Origin of the sequence: Selenomonas ruminantium AC2024, assembly GCF_000687995.1 — a bacterium.
GTDB classification, from domain to species: Bacteria; Bacillota; Negativicutes; order Selenomonadales; family Selenomonadaceae; genus Selenomonas_A; species Selenomonas_A ruminantium_B.
Map to the genome: position 1 here is coordinate 987208 of NZ_JIAC01000001.1, position 12124 is coordinate 999331.

Annotated in this window: 12 protein-coding genes and 2 tRNA genes; 8 read left to right on the forward strand and 6 right to left on the reverse strand. The window is 50.8% G+C overall.

What is annotated here, in order from left to right; all coding sequences use genetic code 11:
• The first annotated feature begins 33 nt into the window (after positions 1–33).
• Positions 34–1215, forward strand: coding sequence for a tyrosine-type recombinase/integrase (locus tag P157_RS0104605; RefSeq protein WP_230578494.1), 1182 nt, complete (start codon positions 34–36; stop codon positions 1213–1215).
• A 185-nt stretch (positions 1216–1400) separates the two neighbouring features.
• On the opposite strand, the gene P157_RS0104610 is transcribed toward P157_RS0104605, so the two are convergent.
• The 6 genes from P157_RS0104610 to P157_RS0104635 all read right to left on the reverse strand — a co-directional run bounded on the left by P157_RS0104610 (position 1401) and on the right by P157_RS0104635 (position 5038).
• Positions 1401–1477 (reverse strand) — tRNA-Arg (locus tag P157_RS0104610).
• Between the two features lie 14 nt (positions 1478–1491).
• Positions 1492–1568 (reverse strand) — tRNA-Pro (locus P157_RS0104615).
• 85 nt (positions 1569–1653) lie between these two features.
• A complete protein-coding gene (locus P157_RS13870; RefSeq protein ID WP_051598493.1) occupies positions 1654–2121 on the reverse strand; it encodes a hypothetical protein in 468 nt (155 codons plus the stop codon).
• 233 nt (positions 2122–2354) lie between these two features.
• On the reverse strand, positions 2355–3761 hold the full coding sequence (locus P157_RS13875; protein ID WP_051598494.1) for a hypothetical protein: 1407 nt from the start codon (positions 3759–3761) through the stop codon (positions 2355–2357).
• 88 nt (positions 3762–3849) lie between these two features.
• Positions 3850–4728: a polysaccharide deacetylase family protein gene (locus tag P157_RS13880; protein WP_037353002.1), complete on the reverse strand. Its 879-nt coding sequence runs from the start codon at positions 4726–4728 to the stop codon at positions 3850–3852.
• A gap of 106 nt (positions 4729–4834) precedes the next feature.
• The gene (locus P157_RS0104635) at positions 4835–5038 is read right to left on the reverse strand and encodes a DUF1858 domain-containing protein (RefSeq protein ID WP_014423547.1); all 204 of its coding nucleotides are present in this window, start codon (positions 5036–5038) and stop codon (positions 4835–4837) included.
• A 174-nt stretch (positions 5039–5212) separates the two neighbouring features.
• Between P157_RS0104635 and P157_RS0104640 the strand changes: the two genes are divergently transcribed.
• The 7 genes from P157_RS0104640 (at position 5213) to mraY (ending at position 12114) form a co-directional block, all read left to right on the forward strand.
• Positions 5213–6040 carry a polysaccharide deacetylase family protein gene (locus P157_RS0104640; RefSeq protein ID WP_026759974.1) on the forward strand — a complete coding sequence of 276 codons (828 nt, stop codon included), beginning with the start codon at positions 5213–5215 and terminating at the stop codon, positions 6038–6040.
• A gap of 312 nt (positions 6041–6352) precedes the next feature.
• Entirely contained in the window at positions 6353–6790 is a 438-nt protein-coding gene (mraZ, locus tag P157_RS0104645; RefSeq protein ID WP_026759975.1) for a division/cell wall cluster transcriptional repressor MraZ, read from the forward strand.
• Between the two features lie 21 nt (positions 6791–6811).
• Positions 6812–7771, forward strand: a complete 960-nt coding sequence (gene rsmH, locus P157_RS0104650; protein ID WP_026759976.1) for a 16S rRNA (cytosine(1402)-N(4))-methyltransferase RsmH — start codon at positions 6812–6814, stop codon at positions 7769–7771.
• Positions 7768–8154 carry a cell division protein FtsL gene (ftsL, locus tag P157_RS0104655; protein WP_329811655.1) on the forward strand — a complete coding sequence of 129 codons (387 nt, stop codon included), beginning with the start codon at positions 7768–7770 and terminating at the stop codon, positions 8152–8154. The genes rsmH and ftsL overlap by 4 nt, the downstream gene beginning before the upstream one ends.
• A 111-nt stretch (positions 8155–8265) precedes the next feature.
• A complete protein-coding gene (locus P157_RS0104660; RefSeq protein ID WP_026759978.1) occupies positions 8266–9765 on the forward strand; it encodes a UDP-N-acetylmuramoyl-L-alanyl-D-glutamate--2,6-diaminopimelate ligase in 1500 nt (499 codons plus the stop codon).
• Between the two features lie 3 nt (positions 9766–9768).
• Positions 9769–11136: a UDP-N-acetylmuramoyl-tripeptide--D-alanyl-D-alanine ligase gene (locus P157_RS0104665; protein WP_026759979.1), complete on the forward strand. Its 1368-nt coding sequence runs from the start codon at positions 9769–9771 to the stop codon at positions 11134–11136.
• A 27-nt stretch (positions 11137–11163) separates the two neighbouring features.
• Positions 11164–12114 (forward strand): phospho-N-acetylmuramoyl-pentapeptide-transferase, encoded by a 951-nt coding sequence (gene mraY, locus P157_RS0104670; RefSeq protein ID WP_026759980.1) that lies wholly within the window; start codon positions 11164–11166, stop codon positions 12112–12114.
• Positions 12115–12124 lie beyond the last annotated feature (10 nt).

Here is a 12124-nt window from a genome sequence, read left to right on the forward strand (position 1 = left end):
GCACCGCTTTATCTATGAAGTAAGTAGGTGAAAATGGTGGGACGACGAAGTGCTGGCGAAGGCGGGATCTATCAGGATGTTCGCCGAGGCTTATGGATCTATCAAGTGTCCTATAAGGAGGCTCAAGAGGGTAGAAAAAGAAAGAAATTTGCAGCAAAAACAAAGCAGGCTGCGATGGAGAAGGGCAATGCCTTCTTGCTATCTACAGGTGTAAAGATGGACACCAACAGGGCTGAGGAGACTGTTAGCGACTGGGTGGATGAATGGCTGGAAAAATATGCAAAATTACGTTTACGGCCACGCACGGTGGAAAAATATAAAAGCACGTTCAAATGCTATATTTTGCCGCAGTTGGGGCTTACGCGGCTTTGTGATTTGAATATGCAACAAGTTCAGAAACATTTTAATTCGTTGTTGATGGATGGTCGAATGGATGGCAAAGGATTAGCCCCGTCCACTGTAAATGCGGCCAGACGTTATTTTGCGCAAGTAATCGATGATGCGATTAGGGAGGGGATACTTATGAAAAATCCTGTGAGAATGAGCAAGGCCCCACGTATCCAGAGAAAGGAGATTGTTGTGCTGGATAAATTCGAGATAGATAATCTGGTAAAAGCTGCTGGGGAGATTGACCACAGCTTCATGAGCGTTATGATGCCAGAGCTGGTATCCTTTACGGTTCGGACAGGCTTGAGACAAGGGGAGGTGTTTGGGCTGAAGTGGGAAGACGTTGACTTCATTAATGGATGTATCTTCGTGAAGCGGTCGCTGGCGCATGTAGTGGGCAAAGGGGCGGTGTTTCAGGAAACCAAGACTAAAGCAAGTCGTCGGCGCGTTTTGCTTATGCCTGAGGATGTGGAAGCGCTGAAACGGTATCGGGAGTGGCAGAGAAACTATGCTGATGATCTTGGGGATATGTTTGAATGGCATAATCTGGTGTTCACCAGTCCGTTTGGAGCACCTATCAGCCCCACGAACTTTAGCAGGCGATATTTTAAGCCTCTGATTAAGAAGTGCAGAATTGCAGATGGTTTTACCTTCCACTGCCTGCGGCATACCCATGCAACCTTGCTTTTGCAGCAAGGGGTTAATCCCAAAATAGTACAGGAACGACTGGGGCATAGCTCTATAAAGGTGACTATGGACACCTACAGCCACGTACTTCCGGACATGCAGAAGCAGGCTGTGGAGGCATTGGGAAGGGTGTTTGGCTAAGCTCATCGGGTTGAAGGAAAAGAAAAAAATACATGAATAATATATCAATATGCATGTATAAATATACTCTTTACTTAGAGGTTGATTTCCATGTTTTCCGAAGAGGATTTTTGTTAATGCCCCACCTAATGCCCCACTAAACGCGAAAAAGGGTTCCAGCAAAACGCTGAAACCCTTGAATTTACTGGTGCGTCAGGAGGGATTCGAACCCCCGACCCACGGCTTAGAAGGCCGTTGCTCTATCCAACTGAGCTACTGACGCGAAGTTTAAGTGAATGGTCGGGATGACAGGATTCGAACCTGCGACATCCTGCTCCCAAAGCAGGCGCGCTACCAAACTGCGCTACATCCCGCAAATCACTTGTCTATTATAGCGAAAAAGACTATACCTGTCAAATCTTTTTTGGCTGGCATAGTCTTTTTTATGGATAAGGTTTTTTATTTTTCTCCGCGCAATATTTTGAGGATATTCAAGCTGCTTTCTTTCTTTTGGAGATATTTTCTCTTGATACGTTCCTGTTCATCCTTTACACGGCGCTCGGCTTCCAGTTTTTTGGCAGTGATGGTGGCTTCGTGAACCTTGGCCATGCAGGAGCCGCAGTAGAGGCCGGTGGTAATGGCTTTGCCACAACGGCTGCAGGGGTAGCTGATTTTGCCGCCGGCTACGAACTGCCCCTTATTAATCATATTGGTAGCAAATCGCAGTGGTATCTTTGTTTGTCTGACGATATCTTTTACGGTACAGTGTGGATGTGTCTTAACAAATTCATTTATCTGGGTCTCGTAATTCCTCATTTTGTCATAGCATTTCTGGCAGACGCCAATGCCGGTATCGCTGAATAACTTTTCACAGATAGGGCAGTTGCGAAGCACGCCTTTGCGATTGGATGTCAGCATATTCATCATCCCTTCCTCTCCATCAGGGGTATCTTGCTTCCCTGCAAATAGATTACTGCTTATATTATACCATAGATGAAAGAAATAATATATAATTCAGAAAAATATTTTATTAAAGAGAAGCTGCAGGCCGTTAATGAAAAGTCATCAAGCGTGTTAGCAGAAAGGCGCAGACGAAGAAGGACGAATACTTGCAGGATTATTTCTGTAGGTATTCGTCCTTAGAGGTAGATGATTTAATTTTAGCGCATGGGTTGCAATTTGCCACCGCCGGGGAGGTGGATGGTTTTGCCGTTAAGACCGGGATTGCTGTTTTTGTCGTAGTAGATATTGTGCTTGTTGCTGTTGATGTTGCTGAAATCACTGGCTTCATTGGTGATGGAGGTGACATAGGCATCGGCGGTGAGCTGCCAGCTGGCGCCTTTGCTTAAGCTGACCTTGGCACTTTCTGCCTGATTGTCGCTATTGATGGTTCCCTGAAAGCTGCTGTTTTCGCCAAGATTCAAGGCAACTTTGCTGATATTGTTGGCCAGGATTTGTCCTTTGAGCTGCTGATTCTGGGCGTTAAGGGTAAAGTCACCGCCATTTTTCCCCTCGGCTCCCCAGCGGTCACTGGTTACCTTGACGAGAATATCACCGGCTTGCTTGAGCTGGGTGTTTTCGAGCGTGGCTTCGGCGGTGGTGTTGGTGATGTAGAACATGGGACCATCCGAGTTGTTGTTCAGGGTGGAATCCTTGGCTGTGAATTTGGCTATGCCCACATTGGCGTCACCGGAAAAACTCTGATAGAGCATAACGCCGTGTTTTACATGACCGGTCAATGTGGAATGGTTAAGGGTAATGGAGTTCTTGCCTTCCACGACGGCGATTTCGCTGCCGGTTGCAGTGCCTTCGCCATTGGTGAGCTGGATGTTGCCGGTGGAGTAAATGCAGGGGCTGCCTTCACCGGACGTGTGGATTTTGGCCCCGTTTACCAGCACATTTCCTTCGCCTCTGTCTGTAGCCAATGCGCCACAGTGAGCGCCTTCGGTGGTGATGTCCACATCCTCGGCTTTGATGGTGCCGCCGTAAGTGGCGTCAAGGCCGCGGGAGGAGTTGTTCTTGGTATGAATTTTGATATGCTTGGCCGAAATCTGGGCTTTTTCGCCAGTGGCGAAGATGGCGTTGGCCCCGTCTGCGTCAGAGGTCAGCTCCAGATTTTCCAGTGTGGCGGTGGTGTTGTTGGCCAGCAGAATGGCGTTCTGTCCGCTGAAATTGCTGGCATCGGCGCTGGAGCTGTCACCGGTTTTTGTAAGGGATGAGCCGGTGAGGGTGAGGCTGCCGCCGTTGCGCACGAGCAGGACATTTTCGTCGGTCTTGTCATTGGTAAGGTTGTGACCGGTCAGTTGGCTCGTGTGTTCTATAATCTGACTAGCTTTGAGGCTGCTGGCATCACTGCGTTCTTGCTGCATGCCGCCAAATTTGCCATCAGGAGGAGGGCCAGGGGGATTTTGTCCGTCAGGTGGTGCAGGCAGCATGCTGATATCTGCCATAGGAAGGGGCTGGGAGGTACTAGCGGCATAGGTCTGGGCACCGAAGCTGCCGAGGCAGGCCAGGGATAGTCCGGCAATCAACAGATGTTTTTTCTGCAGGTTGTTTATCTTTAACATAGCAATCGCTCCTTATAGTTGATATCCATAACTATAAGGAGCGAAGATTAAAATCCCTTGTGAGGAGGATTAATTTCCAATTAAAATTTTACCAGGGCTGGGGCGTCATGGGGGTAATTACGCCGAAGCTGTAGCCTTTTTCCCGCAGGACGCGGATGATTTCCGGCAGGGCCTTGACGGTTTCTTCATGGCCTGCCGAGCTATGCATCAGGATGATGGCGCTGTTCATCACAGCCTGGCCGGAGATGTTGTCGATGAAATCCTGTGCGACCGGATGGTTGGGGGCAGCGTCGGCAGAGCTTACGTTCCAGTCATGTTCCACATAACCGTTAGCATCCATAATGGCTTCGTAAGCGGCGGTGAAGTTGCCCATGCGGCCGCTGGGGGCACGCGTAATCAGAGGGCGCACGCCCAGCAGTTCATAGATGGCATCATCGGCCTGTTCCATTTCCGCCAGATAGCTGTCGGCAGAGGCATAGAGGCGCTTGTAGTCATGGTCATAGCTGTGGTTGCCCAGGGCATGACCCTCGTTGAAGATACGTTTGGTTATATCCGGATAGGCTTTGACATTTTTGCCCAGCACATAGAAGGTGGCTTTTACACCTTCCTGCTTTAAGATGTCCAGCACCGCAGCGGTGTTCTTTTCATCCGGCCCATCATCAAAGGTGAGGTAGGCCACCTTCTTATCCCGGTAAGGTGTAATCTTGGGCAGGACTGTGGTCAAGCCTTTGGCCCGGCGCTGGGCCAGCGTATAGTGGTCATAAACAGGCGTTTCGGCATTGTCCAGCGTAAGGTTGCTGAAATCATCCGCGGCGGTGATATAAGCCGGAGCTTTTTCTTCCACAGGTGCGGGTTCCTCGGCAGGGGCGGCAGGCTGGCTGGCCTTTTCAGATTGGCCGCAGCCGCTAAGCAGTAAACAGGCAAGGCAGAGGACTGCCCCGCAGGACTTTATGGATGGAACAAACATCAGTGAATCAATCTCCCTTCGATGGTATTGTACATTCTTCTATCAGACGGCAAAAAAATCGGCAGCAGAGAAATGGTTTCGCTGCTGCCGATTGCCTTTATGAAACTTATGCTTCAGCACCTACAACTTCGTTGAGGTTGCTGATGAGTGCATCTATATCGATGCCGTGAGCCATTGCGCCCTGTTCGATGTTTTCGAAGTGAGCGGCAGCGCAGCCCAGGCAGCCCATGCCAGCGTTCACGAATACGTCAACGGTGTCCGGGTACTTCTGTACAACTTCGATGATGCTCATGTCCTTAGTGATAGCCATTATAAAATCCTCCTATGCGAAAACGCGATAAAACTAATTTAACCAACAACCGAATTATAACATAGTTAGCCCATAGGGTACAAGAAACAAATGGTACGGAAAAATAAATTTGTGTGGTTTTTTTGCGGGTTTTGCTGTACAATGACAAGGTATGATTAGAGATGGAGGCGGAGCATGAAGCGGCAAATTTTTAGCTGGCGTTATATTATAATGATAGTTTGCATATTGGCAGCGGTGGGCGCCGTGATTTTTTCTCAGCAGCCCAAGCCATTGCAGGCTACGATGGTGGCGGACAGCGAGAGTGGCACGAAGGTGCTGGTGCTGAATTACCATAAGATTGACCATACCTTTATCTCCTTGGCGGTGCGTCCGGAAGATTTTGACAGTCAGATGAAGTACCTGCGGAATAATGGGTACCATACCATCACGCCGGATGAATTATACGATGCCTTGGCTGGCAGTAGCACGCTGCCGGAAAATCCCGTGTTGATTACCTTTGATGATGGGTATGAGGATAATTACACCAACGCTTATCCCATCCTCAAAAAGTATGGCTTCAAGGCAACCATCTTCGTGGTGACGGGGTTCCTCGACAAGCACAAGAAGGGATATCTTAGCTGGGACCAGGCCCGCGAGATGGATAAGAACGGCATCAATATCGAATCCCATACGGTGAATCACAGGTCCATGACGGATTTGACGGATGATGAACTGCGCTCCGAGCTGGTGGATTCCAAGAAAAAAGCCGAGGCCGAGCTGGGGCATGCGGTTAATTATATAGCTTATCCCACCGGTACTTATAATCTCCATATCGCCCAGATGGTGAAGGAGGCAGGATATAAGGCTGCCTTTACCATCAAGTACGGCAATGTGGATAAGGCCAGCAATATCTATGCTTTGGAGCGTGTGCCTATTTTCCATACGGAGGAAACCAATAAGGACTTTATTGAACGCATACGGTTCCAGCCGATTTTTGAGAGCTTCGGTTGGATGAAAAACTGAGTTCGGTTAACATCGATGAACTAAGACGCCCGGTGGCTGATAATACTTTTCCTTTGCTTATGCAGGCTTGCCTAACGCGACGGAAAAGCATCATCAGCCACCGGGCTGTTTTCGTATAGAGCTTAATTCATGTTCTAAGCCGCCCCTCTCCTCCGCCTTTTAAGTCTAGATGTTAGGATTTTTTTACTTATCCACAGGGAACTATGGATAACCTCTTGATATTGGCCGTGTTTTGCTATAAAATAAAAAGTACCGAAAGTGGGGAATTGTGGTAGAAAGTGGTAGAAAATGTGGTAAAGGTGGTGAGGCAGGATGTTTATGGGGGAATACACCCATTCGATTGACGCCAAAGGGCGTATCATTCTGCCTGCAGATTTCCGTCAGGAATTAGGCGTCACCTTTATCATTACCAAGGGCTTCGACAAGTGCCTTTTCCTTTACGGCCAGCAGGCTTGGGAGGAATTGGCGGCCAAGCTGCGGTCTTTGCCCATTTCCAAGCCCGAAGCGCGGGCGGTAAACCGCTTTTTCTTCTCCGGGGCCCGTACCCTGGAGTGCGACAAGCAGGGACGGTTTCTCATCCCTGCCAATCTGCGCAATCATGCGGAGATTGCCTTGAAGCAGGATGTCATCCTCACCGGTGTGGACAACCGCATTGAGGTGTGGAGCAAAGATAATTGGAATGTTTATAACGGCGAAGTGGAGCCGGATGTTACGACCATTGCCGCGTCACTGGCGGAATTGGGAATTTAAGTTGGGAAGGATTCAGGAAACATGGAGTTTCATCATATCAGCGTAATGCTGGAGGAGACGGTTAAAGGTCTCGTGACAACTAAAGAGGGAACCTATGTGGACTGTACCCTGGGGGGCGGCGGCCATTCCAGCCTGATTGCCTCCATGCTCACGGAAAAGGGCCGGCTTATCGGCATCGACCAGGATGCGGCGGCCATTAGCGCAGCTTCGGAGCGGCTTAGAGGTGCCAAGTGCCGGGTGGATATCGTTCACAACAACTTCCGCAATCTGGAGCAGATTCTTGCGGATGAGAATGCTCCGCTTGTGGATGGCGTGGTCTTTGATTTGGGGGTATCCTCCCATCAGATTGATACGGCAGAGAGAGGGTTTTCCTACATACAGGATGCGCCGCTCGATATGCGCATGAACCCGGAAGCGGATTTTAGCGCCTATGATGTGGTGAACAGCTACGAGGAAAAAGAGCTCAATCGCATCTTCAAGGAATATGGCGAGGAGCGCTGGAGCAAGCGCATTGCCCAGTTTATCGTACAGGAACGGGCTAAGAAGCCCATTGAAACCACCGGGGAGTTGGTGGATATCATCTGCAAGGCCGTACCCAAAGCTGTACGGCAGGCGGCAGGAGGTCATCCTGCCAAGCGGATTTTTCAGGCTGTCCGCATTGAGGTCAATGACGAGCTGGGGATTTTGGAAACGGCTTTCCGCACGGCGGTAGCACATTTGAAGCCCGGCGGCCGCATTGCCATCATCACCTTCCATTCTTTGGAAGACCGTATTGCCAAGAATGTACTCAAGGAACTTTCCCGTGGCTGCATCTGCCCGCCGGAACTGCCGGTGTGCATGTGCAATCACCAGCCGGAAATCAAGATAATCGGCAAGCCCATTCAGGCTACAGCCGATGAACTGGAACATAATTCCCGCTCCAAGAGCGCAAAATTGAGAATAGCCGAGAAGTTACCGATAGCTGAGAAGGGGGGCAGATGACCATGCTGGCCAGACAGGAAGAATATTATGAAGAGGAAGAGCGCGTTCTGACTCCTGCGGAGGAAGAAAAGGAACTGCGCAAGTCTCCGAAGGAACCACTCTTTAAGACGGTTCTGGACACCCGCCTGCGTTCCCATGGACAACTGCTGTTCCTGACGATGACGGTGCTGGCCCTTCTGGTTACGGTGGGCAGCGGCATCAGTGCCAGCCGCGGCTATGAACTCGTGGCCATCCAGCAGCAGGCTGACCAGATGGAGCAGGAGAACGAGCGGCTCAAGATTGAAATTGCCAAGCTCAAGTCTCCGGACCGCATCAAATCCATCGCACAGGATCAGCTGGGAATGAGCGTACCTAAGCAGACTTATTTTAGCAGTGAGAAATAATGACCAGATATCAAAAATTACAGGATTTTCTGCAGAAAAATCCTGTAATTTTTTTGCAATCCGTTATATAATAGGTAACGGTTCGCATTATGAGGCGAGGGAGGATATTATATGAAGACATTAGCGCAACTGGCAGAACTGGTAAATGGTTCTGTAGTTACCGGCGATAAGAATATAGAGATCAAGGGAATTGAGCATGACTCCCGCAAGGCAGCAGAGGGTACACTCTTTGTGTGCATAGAGGGCTTCCATGTGGATGGTCATAAGTTTATTCCGCAGGCTGTGGAGAAAGGGGCAAAGGCCATCCTGACCACCCGCTCTGCTGAGGCGGTGGACGTGCCGGAAGGTGTTGCTGTCCTTCAGGTGCCGGAGCTGAAAGCGGCTTTGGACGTTATCGTGCCGTTCTTCCATGACTATCCTGCGCAGAAGATGCGGGTAATCGGCATTACGGGCACCAATGGCAAGACCACGACCAGCTATCTTATCCGCGCCATCCTGCGCGAAGCTGGTTATAAGGTGGGGCTTATCGGTACCATTCAGATTATGATGGAGGAAGAAGTATTCCCCATTCACAATACGACGCCGGATGTGGTGGAACTGCAGCACACGCTGGCCATCATGCGGGACAAGGGCATGGACTATGTGGTCATGGAGGTTTCCTCCCATGCGCTCGACCAGAACCGCGTGGCTGGTATTGAGTTTGATACGGCGGTGTTCTCCAACCTCACGCAGGACCATCTGGACTATCATAAGACGCTGGAAAATTACAAGCTGGCCAAGGCTAAGCTCTTTGATTTGCTTGGTAAAGAAGGCGTTAAGGAAAACAAGACGGCCGTGGTCAATGCCGACGATGAAGCCGGCAAGACCATGCTCGAGCATGCCAAGTGCCGTCAGCTGACCTATGGTATCGAAAACAAGGCCTCCCTGCAGGCAACTAATGTGGAAGTTTTGGCAAGTGGAGCCAACTTCACTTTGACCGAAGAATTCCTGGGCAAGCTGGATTTACAGCTCCATATCACGGGTATCTTCAATGTCTATAATGTCATGGCCGCTGTGGGCGCTGCCATTGCGGAGAAGATTGACCCCGCAGTGATTAAGAAAGCACTGCTGAATTTCACCAGTGTGCCGGGCCGCTTTGAACTCGTGAAGGCCGGACAGGATTTCTCCATTATCGTGGACTATGCGCATACGCCGGACGGAGTGGAAAACGTGCTCAACACGGCCCGCCGCATTGCGAAGAAGAAGATTATTGCGGTATTTGGCTGCGGCGGTGACCGCGACCGCACGAAGCGTCCGATTATGGGCAGACTGGCCGCAGAGCTTGCCGATGTGGTTATCGCCACTTCCGATAATCCGCGCAGCGAAGACCCTGCTTTTATCCTGAGTGAAGTGGAAGCCGGTGTGAAGGAAACCATCGGCGATAAGCAACATGAGTGCATTATCGACAGACGTGAAGCCATCTTCCGTGCCGTGGAACTTGCCGAAACGGATGATATCGTGATTATTTTGGGCAAGGGCCATGAGGATTATCAGATTCTGAAGGATAAGACGATTCACTTCGACGATAAGGAAGTTGCCCGCGAGGCTGTGGCAGCGAAAAAAGGAGCCTGACGGATGTTTACGCTTAATGAGATTGTAAAGGCCACCAGCGCCAACATATATAAAGAAGAGAAAAAAGAATTCAGCGCCATCGTTACCGATACCCGCAAAATCAGCAAAGGTGTGCTCTTTGTGGCCCTCAAGGGTGAGCGCTTCAATGGTGAGGATTTTGCGGCAGAGGCTTTGGAAAAGGGCGCAGCCGGTGTAGTGGTCAGTGAAGCCTGTGACGAAAAGCAGCTGGCAAAATGTCAGGGCACGGTTCTGCAGGTAAAGGACACCCTGTTGGCTTATCAGCTGATGGCCAAGGCCTGGCGCGAAAAGTTCCCGCAAATCCCCGTGGTGGCCATCACGGGCTCCAACGGCAAGACCACGACCAAAGACCTGACGGCGGCTGTGCTGTCGGCTAAAGGTGCCGTGCTCAAGACGCAGGCCAATTTCAACAACGAAATCGGCCTGCCATTGACCTTGCTGGGACTTAAAGAGGAACATACGGCAGCCGTGGTGGAAATCGGTATGCGCGGCTTTCACCAGATTGAGGCGCTGGCGCCGATTGCTTCCCCGCAGATTGGCATTGTGACCAATGTGGGCGAAACTCATATGGAACTTCTAGGCTCGCTTGAAAATATCGCCAAGGCCAAACAGGAACTGGTGGAAGCTATTCCTGCCGGTGGCACGGTTATCTTGAATGCCGATAACAAATATGTGGCCGGTATGCGTTCTGCCGCAAAAGAGGGTGTAAAGGTCATGACCTTCGGTCTGGAACAGGAGGCCGATGTCAAGGGAGAGGCCATTCATACGGAAGGCAATGTGACGAAGTTCATGGTGACTTATGCCAATGAGCGCCATGAATATGAAGTCAATATGGTAGGCCGTCATAATGTCTACAATACGTTGGCCGCCATTGCCGCAGGTTTTGCCATGGGCTTGACGCCAGTTGAAGTGCGCGAAGGTCTTTCGCATCTCGAAGCCACGAAGATGCGCTTTGAACTGCAGCAGGTCAAGGAATGGAACGTGGTTAATGACGCTTATAACGCCAGCCCCATGTCCATGACGGCGGCCATCAATACGCTGTCGGAACTTACAAAGGGCCGCAAGATTGCGGTGCTCGGTGATATGCTCGAATTGGGCAGCGTATCCGAAGAAGCGCATCTGCATGTCGGCGAGGAAGTGGCCGAACATGGTTTTACGGCACTTGTCACCCGCGGCGAAATGGGCGAATTTATCGCTAAAGGTGCGGAAAACAAAGGCATGACGGCGGTTTACCGCTGTGCAAGCCATGAAGACGCGGCAGAAAAACTCCATGAACTGCTGCAGCCCGGTGATACCCTGCTCTTTAAGGGCTCCCGTGGCATGGCTATGGAAAAGATTATTGATTTACTCTGATTGAAATATAGATAGTGAGGCATAACATTGGATAGCTTTATATTGGCGGCCGTCATCGCCGCAGGTTTCGTTTTGCTGACCGGGCCGTTTTTCATCCCGGAACTGCATAAGTTGAAGTTTGGCCAGAGCATTCGCGAGGAAGGGCCGGCAAGTCATCAGGCTAAGAGCGGTACCCCCACCATGGGCGGCATTATGATTATCCTCGGGATTACCATTGCCACGCTCGTTGCGGCACCGTTTTCCACGGAAATTCTGTTGGCACTCTTTATCATGCTGGGGCATTTTGTGCTGGGCTTCCTCGATGACTATATCAAGGTGGTCAAGAAACGGAACCTGGGTCTTAAAGCGAAGCAGAAGATGCTTGGGCAGATTATCATTGCGGTGGTTACCATGGTTATCGGCACGCGGATGCTGGGCATTGACACGACCATCTGGCTTCCGGTGCTCGACAGCCACATCAATATCGGCGTTGGCTATTATGCTCTGGTGCTGTTCGTGATGGTGGGCACCAGCAATGCGGTAAATCTCACGGACGGTCTGGACGGTTTGGCCTCCGGTACGGTAGCCATTGCCGCCAGCTCCTATGCTGTGGTCTGCACGCTGCTCGGGCACAGCGATTTGGCTATTTTTGCTACGGCTATGGCTGCTGCCTGCGTGGGCTTCCTGCGCTTCAATGCACATCCGGCCAAGGTGTTTATGGGCGATACAGGTTCTTTGGCGTTGGGCGGTGCCATGGCGGCGTTGGGCATCCTCACCCATACGGAAGTGCTGCTGGCGCTTATCGGCCTCGTGTTTGTCTGTGAGGCGCTGTCGGTCATCATTCAGGTGGCTTCCTTCAAGTCTACGGGCAAGCGGGTGTTCCGCATGAGCCCCATTCATCATCATTTTGAACTGGGCGGCTGGTCGGAATGGAAAGTGGTCTTCGTCTTCTGGACGGTGGGCCTGCTGGCAAGTATTACGGCACTGAAACTGTTATAATTTAGGGGGA

Excerpts from the sequence above, each read along its gene's own strand:
- P157_RS13870 (WP_051598493.1), bottom strand. The coding sequence starts at position 2,121 with ATGATGAATATGCTGACATCCAATCGCAAAGGCGTGCTTCGCAACTGC.
- P157_RS13875 (WP_051598494.1), bottom strand. The coding sequence starts at position 3,761 with ATGTTAAAGATAAACAACCTGCAGAAAAAACATCTGTTGATTGCCGGA.
- P157_RS0104605 (WP_230578494.1), top strand. The coding sequence starts at position 34 with ATGGTGGGACGACGAAGTGCTGGCGAAGGCGGGATCTATCAGGATGTT.
- ftsL (WP_329811655.1), top strand. The coding sequence starts at position 7,768 with ATGACCATGCTGGCCAGACAGGAAGAATATTATGAAGAGGAAGAGCGC.
- P157_RS0104665 (WP_026759979.1), top strand. The coding sequence starts at position 9,769 with ATGTTTACGCTTAATGAGATTGTAAAGGCCACCAGCGCCAACATATAT.
- P157_RS0104660 (WP_026759978.1), top strand. The coding sequence starts at position 8,266 with ATGAAGACATTAGCGCAACTGGCAGAACTGGTAAATGGTTCTGTAGTT.
- mraZ (WP_026759975.1), top strand. The coding sequence starts at position 6,353 with ATGTTTATGGGGGAATACACCCATTCGATTGACGCCAAAGGGCGTATC.
- rsmH (WP_026759976.1), top strand. The coding sequence starts at position 6,812 with ATGGAGTTTCATCATATCAGCGTAATGCTGGAGGAGACGGTTAAAGGT.
- P157_RS13880 (WP_037353002.1), bottom strand. The coding sequence starts at position 4,728 with ATGTTTGTTCCATCCATAAAGTCCTGCGGGGCAGTCCTCTGCCTTGCC.
- P157_RS0104635 (WP_014423547.1), bottom strand. The coding sequence starts at position 5,038 with ATGGCTATCACTAAGGACATGAGCATCATCGAAGTTGTACAGAAGTAC.
- P157_RS0104640 (WP_026759974.1), top strand. The coding sequence starts at position 5,213 with ATGAAGCGGCAAATTTTTAGCTGGCGTTATATTATAATGATAGTTTGC.